This window comes from Pseudomonas sp. MH9.2 (assembly GCF_034353875.1).
In the GTDB taxonomy this organism is placed as follows: Bacteria; Pseudomonadota; Gammaproteobacteria; order Pseudomonadales; family Pseudomonadaceae; genus Aquipseudomonas.
In genome coordinates, this window is the sequence record NZ_CP133784.1 from 3,188,077 (window position 1) to 3,208,047 (window position 19,971).

Annotated in this window: 19 protein-coding genes and 2 pseudogenes; 7 read left to right on the forward strand and 14 right to left on the reverse strand. The window is 57.5% G+C overall.

Annotated features, from left to right (window positions below; all coding sequences use genetic code 11):
* Window positions 1–94: 94 nt before the first annotated feature.
* From RHM55_RS14960 to RHM55_RS14970, 3 genes are all read right to left on the reverse strand, one after another.
* Complete coding sequence (locus RHM55_RS14960; RefSeq protein ID WP_322177119.1) at window positions 95–271, reverse strand: hypothetical protein; 177 nt, start codon at window positions 269–271, stop codon at window positions 95–97.
* A gap of 129 nt (window positions 272–400) precedes the next feature.
* The gene (locus RHM55_RS14965; RefSeq protein WP_322177120.1) at window positions 401–811 is read right to left on the reverse strand and encodes a DUF4440 domain-containing protein; all 411 of its coding nucleotides are present in this window, start codon (window positions 809–811) and stop codon (window positions 401–403) included.
* Window positions 792–2,159, reverse strand: coding sequence for an MFS transporter (locus RHM55_RS14970; RefSeq protein ID WP_322177121.1), 1,368 nt, complete (start codon window positions 2,157–2,159; stop codon window positions 792–794). Before RHM55_RS14970 ends, RHM55_RS14965 begins: the two co-directional genes overlap by 20 nt.
* Window positions 2,160–2,264: 105 nt before the next feature.
* Here RHM55_RS14970 and RHM55_RS14975 point away from each other — a divergent pair, with 105 nt between their 5' ends.
* Window positions 2,265–3,152: a LysR family transcriptional regulator gene (locus RHM55_RS14975; RefSeq protein ID WP_322177122.1), complete on the forward strand. Its 888-nt coding sequence runs from the start codon at window positions 2,265–2,267 to the stop codon at window positions 3,150–3,152.
* A gap of 181 nt (window positions 3,153–3,333) precedes the next feature.
* Here the strand turns inward: RHM55_RS14975 and RHM55_RS14980 are convergent, their stop codons facing one another.
* The 6 genes from RHM55_RS14980 to glyQ form a co-directional block, all read right to left on the reverse strand.
* The gene (locus RHM55_RS14980; protein WP_322177123.1) at window positions 3,334–3,462 is read right to left on the reverse strand and encodes a type II toxin-antitoxin system MqsA family antitoxin; all 129 of its coding nucleotides are present in this window, start codon (window positions 3,460–3,462) and stop codon (window positions 3,334–3,336) included.
* Between the two features lie 41 nt (window positions 3,463–3,503).
* Entirely contained in the window at window positions 3,504–4,781 is a 1,278-nt protein-coding gene (locus RHM55_RS14985) for a divalent metal cation transporter (protein WP_322182963.1), read from the reverse strand.
* Window positions 4,782–5,373: 592 nt separating this feature from the next.
* Window positions 5,374–6,144: a lysophospholipid acyltransferase family protein gene (locus tag RHM55_RS14990; protein WP_322177124.1), complete on the reverse strand. Its 771-nt coding sequence runs from the start codon at window positions 6,142–6,144 to the stop codon at window positions 5,374–5,376.
* 31 nt (window positions 6,145–6,175) lie between these two features.
* A complete protein-coding gene (gene gmhB, locus RHM55_RS14995) occupies window positions 6,176–6,715 on the reverse strand; it encodes a D-glycero-beta-D-manno-heptose 1,7-bisphosphate 7-phosphatase (protein WP_322177125.1) in 540 nt (179 codons plus the stop codon).
* 17 nt (window positions 6,716–6,732) lie between these two features.
* Window positions 6,733–8,787: a glycine--tRNA ligase subunit beta gene (gene glyS, locus RHM55_RS15000; protein ID WP_322177126.1), complete on the reverse strand. Its 2,055-nt coding sequence runs from the start codon at window positions 8,785–8,787 to the stop codon at window positions 6,733–6,735.
* Complete coding sequence (gene glyQ, locus RHM55_RS15005; RefSeq protein WP_219063354.1) at window positions 8,784–9,731, reverse strand: glycine--tRNA ligase subunit alpha; 948 nt, start codon at window positions 9,729–9,731, stop codon at window positions 8,784–8,786. Before glyQ ends, glyS begins: the two co-directional genes overlap by 4 nt.
* Before the next feature lie 79 nt (window positions 9,732–9,810).
* Between glyQ and RHM55_RS15010 the strand changes: the two genes are divergently transcribed.
* Window positions 9,811–10,362: a DNA-3-methyladenine glycosylase I gene (locus RHM55_RS15010; RefSeq protein WP_322177127.1), complete on the forward strand. Its 552-nt coding sequence runs from the start codon at window positions 9,811–9,813 to the stop codon at window positions 10,360–10,362.
* A gap of 38 nt (window positions 10,363–10,400) precedes the next feature.
* The gene (locus RHM55_RS15015) at window positions 10,401–11,288 is read left to right on the forward strand and encodes a lysophospholipid acyltransferase (protein WP_322177128.1); all 888 of its coding nucleotides are present in this window, start codon (window positions 10,401–10,403) and stop codon (window positions 11,286–11,288) included.
* Window positions 11,289–11,409: 121 nt separating this feature from the next.
* On the opposite strand, the gene trkA is transcribed toward RHM55_RS15015, so the two are convergent.
* The 4 genes from trkA to def all read right to left on the reverse strand — a co-directional run bounded on the left by trkA (window position 11,410) and on the right by def (window position 15,899).
* Window positions 11,410–12,783, reverse strand: a complete 1,374-nt coding sequence (trkA, locus tag RHM55_RS15020) for a Trk system potassium transporter TrkA (RefSeq protein WP_322177129.1) — start codon at window positions 12,781–12,783, stop codon at window positions 11,410–11,412.
* Between the two features lie 178 nt (window positions 12,784–12,961).
* A complete protein-coding gene (gene rsmB / locus RHM55_RS15025; protein WP_322177130.1) occupies window positions 12,962–14,281 on the reverse strand; it encodes a 16S rRNA (cytosine(967)-C(5))-methyltransferase RsmB in 1,320 nt (439 codons plus the stop codon).
* Window positions 14,278–15,252 (reverse strand): methionyl-tRNA formyltransferase, encoded by a 975-nt coding sequence (gene fmt / locus RHM55_RS15030; protein WP_322177131.1) that lies wholly within the window; start codon window positions 15,250–15,252, stop codon window positions 14,278–14,280. The genes rsmB and fmt overlap by 4 nt, the downstream gene beginning before the upstream one ends.
* A 140-nt stretch (window positions 15,253–15,392) precedes the next feature.
* Complete coding sequence (gene def, locus RHM55_RS15035) at window positions 15,393–15,899, reverse strand: peptide deformylase (protein WP_322177132.1); 507 nt, start codon at window positions 15,897–15,899, stop codon at window positions 15,393–15,395.
* Between the two features lie 141 nt (window positions 15,900–16,040).
* Here def and RHM55_RS15040 point away from each other — a divergent pair, with 141 nt between their 5' ends.
* The 4 genes and pseudogenes from RHM55_RS15040 (at window position 16,041) to RHM55_RS15050 (ending at window position 18,908) form a co-directional block, all read left to right on the forward strand.
* On the forward strand, window positions 16,041–17,066 hold the full coding sequence (locus RHM55_RS15040) for a LysM domain-containing protein (protein WP_322177133.1): 1,026 nt from the start codon (window positions 16,041–16,043) through the stop codon (window positions 17,064–17,066).
* Window positions 17,067–17,187: 121 nt separating this feature from the next.
* Window positions 17,188–18,082, forward strand: a pseudogene (dprA, locus tag RHM55_RS15045) (DNA-processing protein DprA); the annotation flags it as partial.
* Window positions 18,083–18,147: 65 nt separating this feature from the next.
* Window positions 18,148–18,312: pseudogene (locus tag RHM55_RS25960) on the forward strand (DNA-protecting protein DprA); the annotation flags it as partial.
* Between the two features lie 38 nt (window positions 18,313–18,350).
* Window positions 18,351–18,908, forward strand: coding sequence for an L-threonylcarbamoyladenylate synthase (locus tag RHM55_RS15050; RefSeq protein WP_322177135.1), 558 nt, complete (start codon window positions 18,351–18,353; stop codon window positions 18,906–18,908).
* 10 nt (window positions 18,909–18,918) lie between these two features.
* Here RHM55_RS15050 and RHM55_RS15055 read toward each other — a convergent pair whose 3' ends face one another.
* Window positions 18,919–19,893, reverse strand: coding sequence for an NADPH:quinone reductase (locus tag RHM55_RS15055; protein ID WP_322177136.1), 975 nt, complete (start codon window positions 19,891–19,893; stop codon window positions 18,919–18,921).
* Window positions 19,894–19,971: the final 78 nt, after the last annotated feature.

The window sequence follows — 19,971 nt, forward strand, 5'->3', positions numbered from 1 at the left end:
CCCATGTGCTCTTGCTCGAAAGCTGAGTGGGAGCAGCTGAACACTTGGGGCTGTTTTCAGCCGGCAGGACAGCTGTTACTAGATCAATTCACGGTCAGCGGCAACAGTGTGGTGCCAGATCGGCCAGCACCTGGCTGACAGAGCGACGGCCCTCGGGCTGACTGGAGAAGGGCAAGTGCAAGCGTTCCTGCAGCAGTGCCTGCATTGGCAAGGCATAGGCCGCGTCATCGTCGCTCCTGGCGAAATAGTGCAGGTGGGCGCTTCGATTCAATGATGTCAGGTTTTGAAATGCGCGCCCGCTTCCAGCGCCGCGCACCCCGGTGCTATCGGGCTGACGGTGATTTCTTTGATAGAGGCTGAGAGCATTCGGCAATCAGTGATTGTGTAGTTCATACGAGAATCAGCTTTCCTGGCTTAGCGGCGTTTCATGCAGGTAGATCCATTGGGCGTTGCGGTGATGCAGGCCAATGATCGCCACCGAAACCCTTGAGCTTTCGCGCTGGTCGAGGCGATGGGTTTCCTTGTAGCGGATCGCCACGCTGTGGCCTTCCTGCCAGACCGTCTGCAGATCGCTGATGACGATCTCCAGGCCTGGCTTGGCGCCGACTGCACCCCTGAACATCTGTTCGATCGTCGCCCGGCTGACGATGGCAGCCGAGGTGGTGACCATGGTGAAGTGCTCGGCGAATGCCGACATCAGCGGCTCGAGCGCGGCCTGCCCGTTACCGTTTGCGTCGGTGAACAGGGTGTGGATCAACTCGTGCACGTGATGAATGCTGTGGTGTGCCTGTTCAACTATTTTGTTGTGCATGACAGTCCTTTTGAGTGTTCAACTGACTCAGTTGAAAGAGTGGAAACAGGCCCACCAGTGCGGCGATGGCGAAAGTCGCGTGGTAGGCCTGGGTGGTATCGAAATGCTTCAAGAGCAGGTTGAAAACCATCAGGAAGAGGGCGGCGCCGATGCTGAATGACATCTGTCGGTTGATGTTCCAGATGACACTGGCCTTGTGGGTATCGCGGCCCTCAAAGTCTATCAATGACGTGGTTTGTGCGGTGTTGGCACCGATGCCGCCGCCGACCCCCATCAAGCTGTAGGCGATGACAATCACCAAAAGGTCTGAGGGATCGTTCACCAGTAACAAGGTGGCGATGCCGGCGCTGTGCAACAGCATGCCGAGGGCAAACAGCCGCTTGGCGCTCATCCGGTTATAGACCCGGCCACAGATCAGCATCGCGATGAATGCGCCGATGGCGTACAGGATCATGAACATCCCTGTCAGTCGGGCGCTGAAGTGCAGGGTGTTTTGCAGGAAGAAGATGCTCATCAAGTTGACCCCCGTGAACACACCGGGAATCGCGTAATAGATAAAGATGGAGGTGCTGAGTTTTTTGCTTTTGAGCAGGCTCAGTTCAATGATCGGATTTTTGCAGGTGCGGTAGTGCAGCCCGTACAGCACGACGAACGTAACGCCGGCCATGACGAAGAAGGCAGCCACCAGTGCCGGAGAGTCGCCGCCATACAACGACATACCCATCAGCAGGCTGCCGAGTGCGGCGCTGACCAGCAGCAAGCCCTTGATGTCCGGACTAGGCAAACTCGTCGGTCGCGCTTCGTTGATCCAGAACCAGGACAGCAACGCCGCGATCAGCGAGAACGGAATGTTGCTGTAGAACACCCAGCGCCAGGAGCTGCTGTCGACGATGACGCCGCCGATCGTCGGTGAAATGGCTGGCGCTATCAGGGCAACGGCCATGACCAACGTGGATATTTTCGCGCGCTGCTCACCCTTGAACAGGTTGAACGTCAACGCCTGGCCGACAGGAATCAACAGGCCGCCGCCAATCCCCTGGACGAAGCGCCAGATCACCAGCTCGTTGAAACTGTTGGCCAGCCCACACATCCACACGGAGGCTGTGAACACGATCATCGAGGCGGTGAGGATTTCCCGATTGCCAAAACGACCGGCCAGCCAGGTGCTGACCGGGATGATCAGTGTCAGCCCCAGAATATAAGCGTTAGCCACCCAGGCAACGTCTGAAGTACTTACGTGCAGCGCCGCCGATATACTCGGTAATGCGACCGCCGACATAAAGATGTTAATGCAGTCTATAAAAAAGCCGATCAGGAATATTAGTGCAACTTTGTAGCGATAGGTCATGTTGTTTCCCCTTTGCCGCAAAGCATAGGGGCGGTCGACTTGAACTGTCGATACGACTATCCTTGAAACAATGTTTGACGGGATTTAACAGTGAGCCCTATTGCTATGCACACTCATCTTAATCGGGTCCAGACATTCCTGGCCGTGGTCGATTTTGGTTCTTACACCAAGGCTGCCAATTACCTGAGCATCAGCAAAGCCATGGCCAGCCTGCATGTCAAGGCGCTGGAGGACGTGCTGTCAGCGACGTTGTTGATTAGAAATACCCGAAATCTATCCCTCACCGAAATCGGTCAGGACTTTTATGAAGCATTCAAAGGTATTGTCGCGGACATCGATAACGCCTTCGATAATGTATTAAAAGGGCATAATCGGGTGTCCGGCAAGTTGCGCTTCAGTTCCACCAGTGAATACGGCGAGGCTTATATTCTTCCGTTGATACCGCAATTTATAGAGCGCTATCCGGAAATAAAACTCTGTTATAACTTTAACGCGTCACTCAATGATCTGGTGGCGGAAAAGTTAGACCTCGTTATCCGTTTAGGCAGTTTGGCGGACTCGGCTTTCAAGAGCCGTAAACTGGCGGATTATGAAATTGTCCTAGTGGCGACCGAGACGTTTCTTGCGCGTCACCCGGTGCAAACTCCTCAGGACCTGAATTCGGTGCCGTGGATCGCCAACAGCAACCTGCAGGCACCGACCCAGTGGACGTTGCGCCATCCGCACTTGGGGACTGTCGAGATCAACGGGATCAATCAGTTTGAATCCAATTCTTCCACGGCTATCCGCTCCATGACGTTGTCGTCGCTGGGCGTCTCGGTGCTACCCGCGTGGGTGGTCAAGGACGACATTGTCAGCGAGCGGTTGATTCGCCTGTTGCCCGATTATTCGTTGCCCTCGCAATCCGTCAACGTGGTGTTTCCCAACAGCCCGCATTTGCCCCACAAATCGAGGGCGTTCATTGATTTCCTGTTGCTGCATCTGGCGCAGTAAGTACCAAATAAAAGCCCCTGAATGAGAGATTCAGGGGCTTTCGTTTAACCGGATTTCCGATCATTGTGCGAATAAGCAAGAAAATCGCTCCGTTTTAGGACGCTGCGATTGCTCGAAAGTGTTTTCACACAACCTCGGCATGAAGCAGCCGCTTGAAAGCGTCTACGAAACTAAGGGCGATTCAAAAGCCAGGATCAGTAATGGCCACGTTGACAAATTTCGAGAAAGCACACATTTCGTTCATGACACTATTCGACTCCACTGCGTTCAAAACACACTCAGCGCAAGCTGGGCAAAAATCGCCCGTCACACCAGCACAACGCTTAGCGTTGGCTTTTTTATAACGAAAATTTAACCGGGGATGAACATTCCAACGGCTGCCGCTCCCATGACTGCCGTTGCTATCCAGCCGAGGATGAGCAGAGGTCTGCTTGCTGTAAAAGCACCCATTACAGATTTCTTCGAAACCAGGAGGAGAATGACAACCATCAGGGGCACGGCGACCAGACCGTTGATGACAGCGCTCCAGAACAACGCCTTCATTGGACTTATTGGCGAATACTGGATGCCGAGTCCGGCAAGTACGCTGATGGAGATGATGGCGTAGAACCCACGCGCATCATTCACTTTTCGTTCGAGGCCCTTCCTCCAGCCCATGGCTTCGGAAAGAGCATAGGCTCCAGAGCCCGCCAACACAGGCACGCCGATCATGCCGACACCGAGAATGCCAAGCGCGAAGAGCATGTAGGCAAAGTCACCGGCGAGCGGTCGCAGAGCACTTGCTGCCTGCGCTGCCGTGTTGATGTCGGTAACGCCAGACACGTGGAGCGTAACGGCGGTCGCAAGAATGATGAAGTAGGCGGTGAGATTGGAGTAGAGCATGCCGCTCCAGGTATCCCATTGGATGCGTCGGAGTTCCGGTGCGGCGGAGGGCGCATCGCGCAGGAGTGGCATGCTGCTTGAGTGTGCTTCCATGTCCTCAACTTCTTCTGAGGCCTGCCAGAAAAAAAGGTATGGACTGATGGTCGTGCCGAAAACCCCGACGACCATGGCAGCAGTGCTCGAGTCCAGGGTGATTTGGGGCCAGAACGTGTGTGTTGCGACCTGCCCCCAGGGAACATGAACCGTAAACAATACGGCGGCGTAGGCCAATAGCGAGACCGTCAGCCACTTCAAGATGAAGACGTAACGGTGATAAGGAACGAACAGCTGCAGCAGGATCGTCACGGACACAAAAAAAGCAGTCATGAGGTGCCGGTTGACGCCAGAAACCAGTTCCGCAACCTCGCCCATGGCAGCGACATCTGCGGCAATATTCAGGGTGTTGGCCACGAGCAGTAGACACAAAACGCACGGAAGTACGATGGGCGGGAACGCATCCTTGATATTGGCAGCGAGTCCTTTCCCTGTAACTCGGCCGATGTTCGCACACATCGATTGAATGGCGGCCATCAAAGGATAGGCCACGGGCATCGTCCACAGCATATCAAGGCCAAATTGCGCGCCAGCCTGGGAGTACGTAGCAATACCACTTGGGTCGTCGTCCGCCACACCGGTAATGAGGCCCGGCCCGATTCGCGACAACGGGTGCTCCTTCAGCCGCTTCCAAAGAACCCCACAGGTACGCATCAGTCGCACGACTTACTCCTGGGCTGCCCTGTGCAATAAGCTTTTAATGTCGAGAATGAAGCACTGAGATGTGTTCATTTCCTGTACCGGGGCACCGTAAGAATAATCACTCAGTGGGTTATAACGATCAAAAAATGAATGGGTTGAAAGCCCCGGATAAAAAGTCAGACAAGCCCACGGCAGATCACCTAACGCACTCATATTCCTCCCCTGCAACCCAAGGTAAAACACGGTTACTTCATGACATTATTGGCGGAACTCAAAGAAACCATACACTAAGCAATGGCATTGTCAAATCACTGACTAAGGCAGTGGAAAAACAAAATAAAGTCAAGTATTTGACTGCTTGTAAGAGAATAATAGATGTTTTTTGATCAATCATTACCTCATTCTCAACAGGCATGGCCTGAGTGAAATACGATGTAATCGGTCATAAAAAAAGCCGGCCTCATGGGCCGGCTTCGTCACAATCCTGAAAACTTATGCACTTTTTTTGCTCATTAATCAGCTTAAGAAATAAGTATATAAATTAATAAGTTGGCGCGATTTTTTTAAAGGATTGCAAAAATGGTGCACAGGTTATCCACAGATCCTAAACAACCGCATTCTCTTCGCTCGGTGCTGGTGCAACCACTGACCCCATAGCGCGTTGCGTTGCTTCATTCCAGGCCGCGACCCGGTCATTAAGCGCTGCGATGGCGCGTGGGCCCGTGCCCTCGGCATACATAGGTTCGCCAATAACTAACTCAATGGTGCCCGGCTTTTTCGCCCAACCTTCTTTTGGCCAGTACTTGCCTGCGTTGTGTGCAATGGGCAGCACCGGCAGGTTTGCATTCACGGCCAGCGCTGTGCCACCTCGGGAGAACTTACCAATCTGTCCAAAAGGAACGCGAGTACCTTCCGGAAAGATCAACACCCATACGCCATCCTTGAGCAGTTCATGGCCTCTTTTGGCGACATGCTTGAGTGCCGCTTTTGGATTGTCACGATTGATCGCAATCGGCCGTAGCATCGCCATCGCCCAACCGAAGAACGGGACGTACAACAGCTCACGCTTGAGCACCTGGCTCAGAGGTTCGAAGTGCGCCGAGAGGAAGAAGGTTTCCCAGGTGCTCTGGTGATTGGACAGAATCACACAGGGCTGTAGCGGGATATTTTCCTGACCTTTTACTTCGACATGAATGTTCAAAAACACCCGCGTCAGCCACAACGCACAGCGGCACCAGTACACGTTGATAAAACGGTAGCGGGCGCGGAAAGGCAAAAACGGGGCGACAAAGAAACTCAGTGTGCACCACAGAAGAGAAGTGGTGCACAACAGCAGGTAAAAGAAGAAGGTTCTGATTGCCTGCATGATCGACATAGGAGCTTTTACCGTTGCGGGCGATGCCCGTCTATTTACAAGTGTGGATAAGTTCTGCGGCAACCGCCGCCAGATCGTCAAAAACCAGAGTGCCTGGGGGCAAAGGGTTACCCATTGTTTTGAGACCTTTACCGGTCTTTACCAAAACTGGTTGAGAGTCGACGGCCAGCGCCGCCTCCAAGTCACCCTTACTATCGCCAACAAACCAGATGCCCGCCAGATCTACCGCGTAATGATGGGCAATCGCTTTGAGCATGCCCGGTTTTGGTTTGCGGCAATCGCAGCCTTCATCCGGACCGTGTGGACAAAAAACGATCAGGCCGACTTCACCACCCTGCTCTGCCACCAGATGGCGCAAGCGCGCGTGCATGGCTTCGAGTGTGGCGACATCGTAAAACCCGCGGGCAACGCCGGACTGGTTAGTGGCGACGGCCACCGTCCAGCCGGCCTTGCTCAGGCGTGCAATAGCCTCGATCGAGCCCGGAAGGGGAATCCACTCCTCCACCGACTTGATGTAAGCGTCGGAGTCATGATTGATTACCCCGTCCCGGTCCAGAATCAGCAGCTTCAAGCCTTGCCCCTTCAACATCATCCCAGCAGCGAAATGTCGGCAACGCCCAGGAACAGGCCGCGTAAGCGAGCCAGCAAGGCATAACGATTGGCGCGTACGCTGGCATCTTCAGCATTGACCATCACGGCTTCGAAGAACGCATCGACTGGCTCGCGCAACGCAGCCAAACGAGCCAGTGCTTCACTGTACTGACGCGCTGCGGCCATCGGTTGCACCGCTTGGTCCGCTTGCTGAATCGCCGAGTACAACGAAAACTCGTGCGCGTTATCGAAGTATTTAGGTTCGACGGTGCTGGCGATATTGCCTTGCGCCTTGCTCAACAGGTTCGACACACGCTTGTTCACCGCCGCCAACGCGGAAGCTTCAGGCAGCTTGCGGAAGGCTTGCACCGCTTGAACCCGCTGATCGAAATCAAGGGCTGAAGCCGGTTGCAGAGCCCGTACCGACAGATACGTAGCGACTTCGACACCTTCATCTTCGTAACGCGCACGCAGGCGGTCGAAGATGAACTCCAGCACTTGTTCGGCCAGGCCGGCGGGTTTGATCTTCGCACCGAACTGAGTCACGGCGAAGGTCACGGTCTGCACCAGATCGAGGTCCAGCTTCTTGTCGATCAGGATCCGCAGCACGCCCAACGCAGCGCGGCGCAGTGCATACGGGTCTTTGCTGCCGGTGGGCAACATGCCGATACCGAAGATGCCGACCAGCGTGTCGAGCTTGTCGGCCATGGCGACGGCTGCACCGGTCAGAGTGGTTGGCAGTTCGGCGCCAGCACCACGAGGCATGTATTGCTCGTTCAGTGCCAGTGCGACGTCTTCAGGCTCGCCGTCGGCCAAGGCGTAGTAATAACCGGCAACACCCTGCATTTCAGGGAATTCGCCGACCATCTCGGTCGCCAGATCGCACTTGGACAGCAAACCTGCACGTGTTGCGCGCTTGGCATCTCCACCAATGCGGGGGGCGATGAAGGCAGCCAGTTTCGATACGCGCTCGGCTTTATCGAAAACACTGCCTAACTGGGCCTGGAACACTACGTTTTGTAGGCGCAGATTGAAGGTTTCCAGCTTCTGCTTCTTGTCTTGCTTGAAGAAGAATTCGGCGTCGGTCAACCGTGGGCGAACCACTTTTTCGTTGCCGGAAATGATTTGCGCCGGGTCTTTGCTCTCAATGTTGGCCACGGTGATGAAGCGTGGCAGCAACTTACCGTCGGCATCCAGCAGGCAGAAATACTTCTGGTTGTCCTGCATGGTAATGATCAGTGCTTCTTGCGGCACGTCGAGGAAGCGTTCTTCGAACGAGCACACCAGCGGTACAGGCCATTCGACCAGCGCGGTGACTTCATCGAGCAGGCTTGGCGGCACAATCGCGGTGCCTTCCTGCAGTGTTGCCAGTTCGGCGACGCGCTTGCTGATCAGCTCACGACGCTCGGCGAAGTCAGCCAATACGTGGGCGCCACGCAAGTCTTGCAGGTAGTTGGCAGGCGAAGTGATGCGCACGCTTTCCGGGTGATGGAAACGGTGACCACGGGAGTCACGGCCTGCGGTCTGAGCAAGGATGGTGCAATCGACCACTTGATCGCCAAACAGCATGACCAGCCATTGGGTTGGACGCACGAACTCTTCTTTGCGCGCACCCCAGCGCATGCGCTTGGGGATCGGTAGGTCGTTCAGAGAGTCTTCAACGATGGTTGGTAGCAGACTCGTCGTCGGCTTGCCGACGATGTTCTGACTGAACCGCAACTTCGGCCCGCTCTGATCGATCTCGCTCAGTTCTACGCCGCACTTCTTGGCGAAGCCCAGTGCGGCTTGAGTCGGATTGCCTTCAGCATCGAAGGCGGCCTGGCGTGGTGGACCGTCGAGGTTGACGCTGCGATCCGCTTGTTGCGTAGCGAGTTGGGTAATCAGTACGGCCAGACGACGCGGCGCAGCGTAGACCTGTTTGGCGCTGTAGCTGAGGCCAGCGGCCTGCAAGCCTTTTTCGATGCCCGCGAGGAACGCGTCACCCAGAGCGCCAAGGGCTTTGGGTGGCAGTTCTTCGGTGCCCAATTCAACCAGGAAATCTCGAGCACTCATTGTGCAGCCTCCAGCTTAGCCAACACTTCATCACGTAAATCGGGGGGTGCCATCGGGAAGCCCAGCTTGGCTCGGGCTTGCAGATAGCTCTGCGCTACCGAACGGGCCAACGTCCGTACCCGCAGGATGTACTGCTGACGCGCGGTGACCGAAATCGCCCGACGTGCATCCAGCAGGTTGAAGGTGTGCGAGGCCTTGAGGACCATTTCGTAGCTTGGTAATGGCAGCTGGAGCTCAATCAGGCGACTGGCTTCGCTCTCATAGAAATCAAACAGTTCAAACAGTTTCTCAACGTTGGCGTGTTCGAAGTTGTAAGTCGATTGCTCGACCTCGTTCTGGTGGAACACATCGCCGTAGGTCACTTTGCCGAACGGGCCGTCGGTCCAGACCAGGTCATAGACCGAATCCACACCTTGCAGGTACATGGCCAGGCGTTCCAGACCGTAGGTGATTTCACCGGTCACCGGGTAGCACTCAATGCCGCCTGCTTGCTGGAAGTAGGTGAACTGGGTGACTTCCATGCCATTGAGCCAGACTTCCCATCCCAGACCCCAGGCGCCAAGCGTTGGCGATTCCCAGTTGTCTTCGACGAAACGAATGTCATGCACGAGTGGATCAAGGCCAACGTGCTTCAGGGAGCCGAGGTACAGCTCCTGGAAGTTGTCCGGGTTAGGCTTCAATACCACCTGGAATTGGTAGTAATGCTGCAAGCGGTTCGGGTTTTCGCCGTAGCGGCCATCAGTCGGGCGTCGGCTGGGCTGCACATAAGCGGCGTTCCAGGTTTCCGGGCCGATGGCGCGCAGAAACGTAGCGGTATGGAATGTGCCGGCGCCGACTTCCATATCGTAGGGCTGAAGCACCACACAACCTTGCTCGGCCCAGTATTGTTGAAGGGCGAGGATCAAGTCTTGGAAGGTACGCACGGCTGGCGTAGGCTGGCTCACGAAATTCACCTGTGCTGGGGCTGCGATTTAAAGAGCGGGAGTATACCCGATTCGGCCGCACCTCCACCCTTGGAGCCTTATGCCACGCTGCTTTTGGTGCAACGAAGATCCGCTATACATCGCTTATCACGATCAAGAGTGGGGCGTGCCGTTGCGCGATGCGCAGAAACTCTTCGAGTTGCTATTGCTCGAAGGGTTCCAGGCCGGTCTTTCCTGGATCACGATTTTAAAGAAACGCGCACGCTATCGTGAAGTCTTGTTCGGCTTCGATGTGCAGCGCGTGGCGCAGATGAGCGACGCTGAAATCGAAGCGCTGATGCTCGACCCCGGCATCATCCGCAACCGCCTCAAACTCAATGCCGCCCGGCGCAACGCGCAGGCCTGGCAAGCCCTGGAAGACCCGGTGGAATGGCTTTGGTCGTTTGTGGACGGGCAGCCAAAAATCAATCACTTCGAGGGTCGCAGCCAGGTTCCGGCCGTCACTCCTGAAGCTGAAGCGATGAGCAAAGCCCTGAAAAAGGCTGGCTTCACGTTTGTCGGACCCACGATTTGCTACGCCTTCATGCAGGCCGCAGGCATGGTCATGGATCACACCCTTGAGTGTGATCGATACGCCGTCTTGAGCCGCTGATGGTTACAATAGCGGCCTTGCGAATTCGGGAGTGATCTGTGGATAAGTTCAAAGGCGCCCTTTTGGTCGGGCTTTTGCGGCTATTTGCCCTGTTGCCATGGCGAGTGGTGCAGTGGGTCGGTACGTCCATCGGCTGGTTGATGTGGAAACTGCCCAACCGTTCGCGCGAAATAGCGCGTATCAATCTGTCCAAGTGTTTCCCTGAGCTGGACGCTGGCGAACGTGAGCGTCTGGTTGGCCGCAGTCTCATGGACATCGGCAAGACGTTCACCGAAAGCGCCTGCGCCTGGATCTGGCCCGCTCAGAAATCAATCGATCTGGTGCGTGAAGTCGAAGGGCTTGAAGTGCTGGAAGCCGCGCTGGCCTCAGGCAAGGGCGTGGTTGGCATCACCAGCCACTTGGGCAACTGGGAAGTGCTTAACCACTTCTATTGCAGCCAGTGCAAACCGATCATTTTTTACCGGCCGCCGAAACTCAAGGCGGTGGACGATCTGCTGCGCAAACAGCGTGTGCAACTGGGCAATCGCGTGGCGGCCTCGACCAAAGAAGGCATCCTCAGCGTTATCAAGGAAGTGCGCAAAGGCGGTTCAGTGGGTATTCCGGCCGATCCCGAGCCCGCTGAGTCTGCAGGTGTGTTCGTGCCCTTCTGCGCGACCCAGGCGTTGACCAGCAAGTTCGTGCCCAACATGTTGGCCGGAGGTAAAGCCGTGGGCGTTTTTCTGCATGCGATCCGTCTGGCCGATGGTTCCGGTTACAAGGTGATCCTCGAAGCGGCCCCCGAGGCGATGTACAGCACTGACACGCAAACGTCGGCGGCGGCCATGAGTCAGGTTGTCGAGAAGTACGTGCGGGCTTACCCCAGCCAGTACATGTGGACGATGAAGCGTTTCAAAAAGCGTCCACCGGGCGAAAAGCGCTGGTATTGAAGGCTGCCAGCTGTGGATAACTGCTGCAATTGAAGTTATCCACAGTCTTGGCAACCACTTTCCAGTGATTCGATCATGGGATTGTCCCGTACCGGCCTTTCCAATTGATCGGTGCCGCTGATTAAAAAAAGCTCAAGCCGACCTGAAACAGCCGCTCTACGTCGCGGATATATTTTTTATCCACAAGGAACAGAATCACGTGGTCGCCGGACTTGATCACCGTGATGTCGTGGGCGATCAGCACTTCTTCGGCGCGAATGATTGCGCCGATGGTAGTGCCTGGCGGCAGTGTGATGTCACGGATGGCGCGACCGATGACCTTGCTCGACCTGGCATCACCATGGGCGACGGCTTCAATGGCTTCGGCTGCACCACGACGCAATGAATGCACGCTGACAATGTCGCCACGGCGAACGTGAGTCAGCAAGGTGCCGATAGTCGCCAGTTGCGGGCTGATCGCGATATCGATCTCGCCGCCCTGTACCAGATCCACATACGCCGGGTTGTTGATGATGGTCATCACTTTGCGTGCGCCGAGGCGTTTGGCCAACAGCGAGGACATGATATTGGCCTCGTCATCGTTGGTCAGCGCCAGGAACAGATCGACTTCGGCGATGTTTTCTTCCAGCAGTAAATCCCGGTCCGACGCGCTGCCCAGCAGGACCACGGTGTTATCCAGTGTTTCCGAAAGGTGACGACAGCGGGCCGGGTTCATCTCGATGATCTTGACCTGATAGCGACTTTCGATGGCTTCGGCCAGCCGTTCACCGATATGCCCGCCGCCCGCGATGACGATGCGTTTGTAGCTTTCATCCAGGCGGCGCATCTCGCTCATGACGGCGCGGATGTTTGCTTTGGCCGCGATGAAAAACACCTCGTCATCCACTTCAATGACGGTATCGCCTTGGGGGGCTATCGGCCGGTCACGGCGGAAAATCGCGGCGACCCGGGTGTCGACGTTAGGCATGTGTTCGCGCAACTGACGCAGCTGTTGGCCGACCAGCGGCCCGCCGTAGTACGCCTTGACCGCCACCAACTGGGCCTTGCCGCCAGCAAAATCGATCACTTGCAGCGCGCCGGGGTATTCGATCAGGCGCTTGATGTAGTTGGTCACCACCTGTTCCGGACTGATCAGCACGTCCACGGGGATCGCGTCGTTATTGAACAGACCGGCACGGGTCAGGTAGGCCGCTTCGCGCACGCGGGCGATTTTGGTCGGGGTCTTGAACAGGGTGTAAGCAACCTGACAGGCGAGCATGTTGGTCTCGTCGCTGTTGGTCACCGCCACCAACATATCGGCATCATCCGCGCCGGCCTGACGCAGCACCGTGGGGAACGAACCGCGGCCCTGAACGGTACGGATATCAAGGCGATCGCCCAGATCACGCAAGCGATCGGCGTCGGTGTCGACCACGGTGATGTCATTCGCTTCACCGGCCAAATGTTCAGCCAGCGTACCGCCGACCTGTCCTGCGCCGAGGATGATGATTTTCATCGTTCACTCCTTGAAACGAGTTAGCACGGCAAACCCGATGCAGGAGCGCGCTTGCAGCTACGCGCCCCCGCCGTGATCGGCTGCGTATGCGTAGCAGTCGGGAAAATATTGGATTCACCACCGGAGGAAGGTCGTGCCGACCTTATCGCAGGCAAGCCAGCTCCTACAGGATCCGGCATTACACAGCCGCGATCTTGATCAGCTTGGCATAGTAGAAGCCATCGTGGCCGCCTTCCTGGGCAAGCAGCTGGCGACCGTGCGGTTGTTTCAGGCCGGGCGGCTGTTGCCCGAGCTGACCGGCGATGTCCAGTTCGCGCGCGCCGGGTGTGCGAGCCAGGAACGCCTCGATTACTTCGGTGTTTTCCATCGGCAGCGTCGAGCAGGTGGCGTACAGCAGGATGCCGCCGACTTCCAGCGTCGGCCAAAGCGCGTCGAGCAATTCGCCCTGGAGCGTGGCGAGCGCGGGAATGTCGTCAGCCTGACGCGTGAGCTTGATATCCGGGTGGCGACGGATCACGCCCGTCGCCGAACACGGCGCATCGAGCAGGATGCGTTGGAACGGTTTACGGTCCCACCATTGGCCTGTGTCACGGGCATCGGCAGCGATCAGCTCGGCGTTCAGGCCCAGGCGATCAAGGTTTTCCCGGACGCGGACCAGGCGTTTGGCCTCCAGATCCACCGCGACCACACCTGCAAGCAATGGCTGTACTTCCAGCAGATGGCAGGTTTTGCCGCCAGGGGCGCAGCACGCGTCGAGTACGCGTTGGCCGGGGACCAATTGCAGCAGGTCGGCAGCCAATTGCGCGGCTTCGTCCTGCACGCTGATCCAGCCTTCGGCGAAGCCAGGCAGGGTGCGCACATCGCACGGTTCGTTCAGCACAATACCGTCCTGGCTGAAGACGCAGGCGTGGGCTTCGATCCCGACGTTTTGCAGCATCTGCAGGTACGTATCGCGGCTGTGGTGACGGCGATTGACCCGCAGGATCATCGGCGGATGGGCATTGTTGGCCGCGCAGATCGCTTCCCACTGCTCTGGCCAATACGCCTTCAACGCTTTTTGTAGCCAGCGTGGGTGCGCAGTGCGGACCACGGGGTCATGTTCCAGCTCGGCCAGAAGTGCTTCGCTTTCCCGTTGGGCGCGACGCAGTACGGCATTCAGCAACGCCTTGGCCCAAGGCTTTTTCAGCTTGTCGGCGCACCCGACTGTTTCACCGATGGCGGCGTGGGCCGGGATGCGCGTGTAGAGCAACTGATAGAGGCCGACCAACAACAATGCCTCGACATCGGCATCGACGCTTTTGAAGGGCTTTTGCAGGAGTTTTGCCGCCAGTGCGGACAGTCGTGGCTGCCAGCGAGCAGTACCGAAGGCCAGGTCTTGAGTCAAACCGCGATCACGGACCTCGACTTTATCCAGCTGGGTGGGCAGCGAACTGTTCAGCGAGGCTTTGCCATTGAGGACGGCGGCCAATGCTTTGGCGGCAGCGAGACGCGGGTTCATTGGCCGTGCACCGTCTGCTCGGGCGCAATGACACCCAGCACCGTGCCAACAGCGAATTTCTCACGACGGCTGTTGAACAGGTCCGCGAAGTTCAGCGCTTTGCCCCCCGGCAATTGCAGGCGCGTCAGGCGCAAGGCCTGTTGGCCGCAGGCGACAATCAAGCCGTCCTTGCTGGCGCCGAGGATTTCACCCGGTGCGCCCTGCCCGTCGTCGAGACTGGCTGCCAGCACTTTCAGGGCTTCGCCATTGAGTGTGCTGTGGCAGATCGGCCAAGGATTGAACGCCCGCACCAGACGCTCCAGCTCAATAGCCGGACGGCTCCAGTCGACGCGCGCTTCGTCTTTGTTCAGCTTGTGAGCGTAGGTCGCCAGGGTGTCGTCTTGGACTTCACCCTGCAACGTGCCATCGGCCAGCCCGGCGATGGCTTGAATCACTGCGGGCGGGCCGAGCTCGGCGAGCCGGTCATGCAGGCTGCCACCGGTGTCCTCGGCAGTGATCGGGGTCGTGACTTTGAGCAGCATTGGCCCGGTGTCCAGGCCTGCTTCCATACGCATTACCGTCACGCCGCTCTCGGCATCGCCGGCTTCTACCGCACGCTGAATCGGTGCGGCACCACGCCAGCGTGGCAGCAGCGAAGCGTGGCTGTTGATGCAGCCCAGGCGGGGAATATCGAGCACCACTTGCGGCAGGATCAGGCCATAGGCGACCACCACCAGCAAGTCGGGCTTGAGCGCGGCCAGCTCAGCTTGAGCGCCAGCATCACGCAGGGTTGGCGGTTGCAATACGGCGACACCGTGCTGCTCAGCCAGCTGTTTGACCGGGCTCGGCATCAGCTTTTGCCCACGGCCAGCCGGGCGATCAGGTTGGGTGTAGACCGCAATCACTTGATGGGGGCTGGCGAGCAAAGCCTTGAGGTGTTCGGCGGCAAATTCCGGGGTGCCGGCGAAGACGATGCGCAGTGGCTCAGTCATGGGCTTCTCGATAAAGGAAATACACAGACGTGTAGGAGCGGGCTTGCCCGCGAAGGCCGCAACCCGGTGTGCCTGATGTGGACCATGTTGCCTGGTTCGCAGACAAGTCAGCGCCTACAGGTTGAAGGATTTGAATCGGATCAAGCGTTCTGCTTGTGCAGTTTTTCCAGCTTCTTCTTGATCCTGTCGCGCTTGAGGGTGGACAGGTAATCGACAAATAACTTGCCGTTCAGGTGATCGCATTCATGCTGGACACACACCGCCAGCAAACCCTCTGCGATCAGCTCATAGGGCTGACCGTCCCGGCCTAGAGCCCTGATTTTGACTTTCTGTGGGCGGTCGACGTTTTCATAGAAGCCTGGCACTGAGAGGCAGCCTTCTTGATACTGCTCCACCTCGTCGGTCAGGATGTCGAACTCGGGGTTGATGAACACCCGTGGATCGCTACGATCTTCGCTAAGGTCCATGACCACGACACGCTTGTGCACGTTGACCTGAGTTGCAGCCAAACCAATGCCTGGCGCTTCGTACATGGTTTCAAACATGTCGTCGACCAACTGGCGAATGCCGTCGTCTACCACTGCCACAGGTTTGGCGATGGTGCGCAGGCGCGAATCGGGAAATTCGAGGATGTTTAAAATAGCCATATACGTTAGAGCTGCACTTGTAGGGTAAAGTCCAAAATCGGCTGCCGGGTTTCGCCGGTTAGAGCTGGCAACCTTGCAAAACCTGAGCCTCTGGGGCTCTTAGTGTTTCACGCGAAGCCATATGATAAAGGGATTCACCGCATGAGGAAATCACTACTCGCCCTGCTGCTGTTGGCCTCTACCGGCCTTTGTCAGGCGCAAGTGCAGCTCAGGGAAGGACATCCACAGAATTACACCGTCGTCCAAGGTGACACGCTTTGGGACATTTCCGGCAAATTTTTGCGCGAGCCATGGAAGTGGAAGGAGATATGGAAGGCCAATCCGCAGATCGCCAACCCTGACCTGATCTACCCGGGCGACTTATTGTCCCTGGTGTATGTCGATGGCCAGCCGCGGATGGTACTCAACCGTGGTGCTTCACGTGGCACCATCAAGCTGTCGCCCCGGATTCGTACCACGCCGATGGCCGAAGCGATCCCAAGCATTCCGCTGGCCGCGATCAATAGTTTTCTGCTCAACAACCGCATCATCGATGACCCCGCCGATTTCCAGAAAGCCCCGTACATCGTCGCCGGTAACGCCGAACGCGTGCTCAGCGGCATGGGTGACCGGATCTACGCGCGGGGCAAATTAGACCCTGAGCACACCGCCTATAACCTCTTCCGTCAGGGCAAAACCTACACGGACCCGTTGACCGGGCAGTTTCTCGGGATTAACGCCGATGACATCGGCAGCGGTGAAATCGTTGCCCACGAAGGCGATGTCGCGACCCTGGTGTTGCAGCGTTCGACCCAGGAAGTGCGTCTCGGCGACCGGCTATTCATCAGCGAAGAGCGGCCAATCAACTCGACTTTCATGCCCAGCTCACCTCAGACCGAAGTTAACGGCCTGATCATCGATGTGCCGCGCGGAGTGACCCAGATCGGTGAACTCGATGTGGTGACGCTGGATCGGGGTAAGAGCGATGGGCTGGCCGAAGGCAATGTGCTGGCTATTTACAAGACCGGCGAAGTCGTTCGTGATCGGGTGACGGGTGAGCAAGTGAAGGTCCCGGATGAGCGCGCGGGATTGGTGATGGTTTTTCGCACTTATGAAAAGCTCAGCTATGGTTTGGTACTCAATGCCACGCGTTCTTTAGCGGTCATGGACAAGGTGCGGAACCCGTAAAGCTATGTGTCGAAATAGGGTCATGTCTGTCCACCGGACATGAACTTATCAAATAGTTACTAACAGAGTTATCCACAGGTTGTCCGGCTGTTAACGGGGCGCTACAGATCAAGGAAGATCTATGCCGCTGTTCGATACTGCTGCGTCCTCACCTGCCGAACTTGAAGCGCGCTTACGTGTGCATCGTCTGCCTGAGGTGGGGCCAAAACGCTTTCATAAGCTAATCAATGCCTTTGGTTCGGCGTCGGCCGCACTCAGCGCTCCTGCCAGCGCCTGGCGTGCCTTGGGCTTGCCAAGCGCCAGCGCCGAAGCCCGGCGCAGCCCACAAGTCCGCGATGGCGCCAGTGCTGCTTTGGCTTGGCTTGAGCGTCCCGGTCAGCATTTACTGATGTGGGACGACCCCACCTACCCTGCACTGCTGGCTGAAATTGCCGATGCACCGCCGTTGCTGTTTGTGGCCGGTGACCCGAGCATTCTTGAGCGTCCGCAGTTGGGAATGGTCGGCAGTCGACGCGCTTCCAAGCCTGGACTGGATACGGCCACAGCCTTTGCCCGAAGCCTGGCGGGCGCCGGTTTTGTCATCACCAGCGGCCTCGCGCTGGGTATCGATGGTGCCGCGCATCAAGGTGCTTTGGACGTTGGTGGGCAGACAATTGGCGTCTTGGGCACGGGCATCGAAAATTTTTATCCACAGCGCCATCGTCAGTTGGCAGCGACCATGAGTGCCCAAGGCAGTGCCGTGGTTTCCGAGTTCCCTCTGGACGCCGGGCCGCAGGCGAGCAACTTCCCACGCCGCAATCGAATCATCAGTGGATTGTCGCTGGGTGTGTTGGTGGTCGAGGCCAGCGTCGCCAGCGGTTCGTTGATCACCGCACGGCTGGCAGCGGAACAGGGCCGCGAGGTGTACGCGATTCCAGGCTCGATTCATCACCCCGGTGCCCGCGGGTGTCATCAACTGATTCGTGACGGTGCGGTGCTGGTCGAAACCGTCGAACACATTCTTGAAACCCTGCGCGGTTGGCAGAACATTGCCAGCCCTGCGGCCGCCTCTATCGCGCCCTTGCCGTCAACAACCGCTGCCAGACATCCCCTGCTTGATTTGTTGCATGCTGCGCCACACACCAGCGAAGGGTTGGCACTGTCGAGCGGCTGGCCGTTGCCAAAAGTATTAGCAGCGTTGACCGAGCTGGAACTGGATGGGCGCATCAGCAGTGAGGCAGGACGATGGTTTGGCCGTGCGCGCTGAGGTTAAACTGCCCGTAGCGTTTACCCGGAGAGAGAACAATGGTCAGCAGTTGGCGTGTGCAGCAAGCCGCACGAGAGATTCGAGCCGGTGCGGTGATTGCCTACCCAACCGAGGCGGTATGGGGGCTGGGCTGTGATCCCTGGAATGAAGAGGCGGTGTATCGGTTGCTGGCAATCAAATCCCGTCCTGTGGACAAAGGCCTGATTCTGGTGGCCGACAACATCCGCCAGTTCGACTTTCTCATGGAGGACTTTCCTGAAGTCTGGATCGATCGTATGGCCAGCACTTGGCCAGGCCCCAATACCTGGCTGGTGCCGCATCAGAACCTGCTGCCCGAATGGATCACTGGTATTCACGACACGGTGGCATTGCGCGTCAGCGATCACCCGCAGGTGCGTGAACTGTGTTCGCTGGTCGGACCGCTGATCTCGACATCCGCCAACCCGCTCGGGCGTCCGGCTGCCCGGACGCGTATTCGGGTTGAGCAGTATTTCCGTGGGGACATCGACTGGGTGCTCGGCGGCCTGCTGGGTGGGCGCAAGCACCCCAGTCTGATCCGTGACCTGGTGACCGGCGAGGTTGTTCGTCCAGGCTAGGGTTTTGGGCTTATGGAATCAGAATCGTTGAGCCTGTGGTGCGCCGGGCGCTGAGCTCGGTTTGCGCCTTGGCTGCGTCTTTCAAGGCGTAGCGCTGGACGTCACCCACCTTGACCTTGCCGCTGGTAAGCATCGCGAACAGCTCGTCGGCCATGCGTTGCAGGTTTTCGGGGTTGGCGTAAGTAGCCAGTGTTGGGCGAGTGACGTACAGCGAGCCTTTCTGCGCGAGAATTCCCAGGTTAACCCCGGCCACGGGCCCTGATGCGTTGCCGAAGCTGACCAACAAACCGCGCGGCGCCACGCAATCGAGCGACGTCAGCCACGTGTCTTGCCCCACACCGTCGTATACCACCGGGCATTTCTTGCCGTCGGTTAATTCCAGAACCCGTTTGACCACGTCTTCTTTGCTGTAATCGATGGTCGCCCATGCACCGAGTGCCTTGGCATGAGCGGCTTTTTCCGGCGAACTGACAGTCCCGATCAGCTTCACACCCAGGGCCTTGGCCCATTGGCAAGCCAGCGAACCGACGCCGCCAGCAGCGGCATGGAACAGCACCGTTTCACCACTCTTCACCGCATACGTCTGACGCAGCAGATATTGCACGGTCAGGCCTTTAAGCATCACCGCTGCAGCGTCTTCGAAGCTGATTGACTCCGGCAACTTCACCAGATTCGCGGCGGGAATCACGTGGATGTCACTGTATGCACCCAGTGGACCAACGCCGTATGCCACGCGGTCGCCGACCTTGAACTGGCTGACTTCGCTGCCGACCGCTTCAACCACACCCGCCCCTTCGGTCCCCAGGCCTGACGGCATGGATGGCGCCGGATACAGCCCGCTGCGGAAATAGGTGTCGATGAAATTGAGGCCAATCGCCTTGTTGCGCACGCAGACCTGCTGTGGGCCCGGTTCGGCAGGTTCGAAGTCCACATACTCAAGGACTTCAGGGCCACCCACGGTGCTGAATTGGATACGCTTTGCCATCTGTTCATCTCCGGTGATGAGTGGAAACAAAAAATACGGAAAAAGACTACTACGAAAAGGGCCATCGAACGCTCTCCC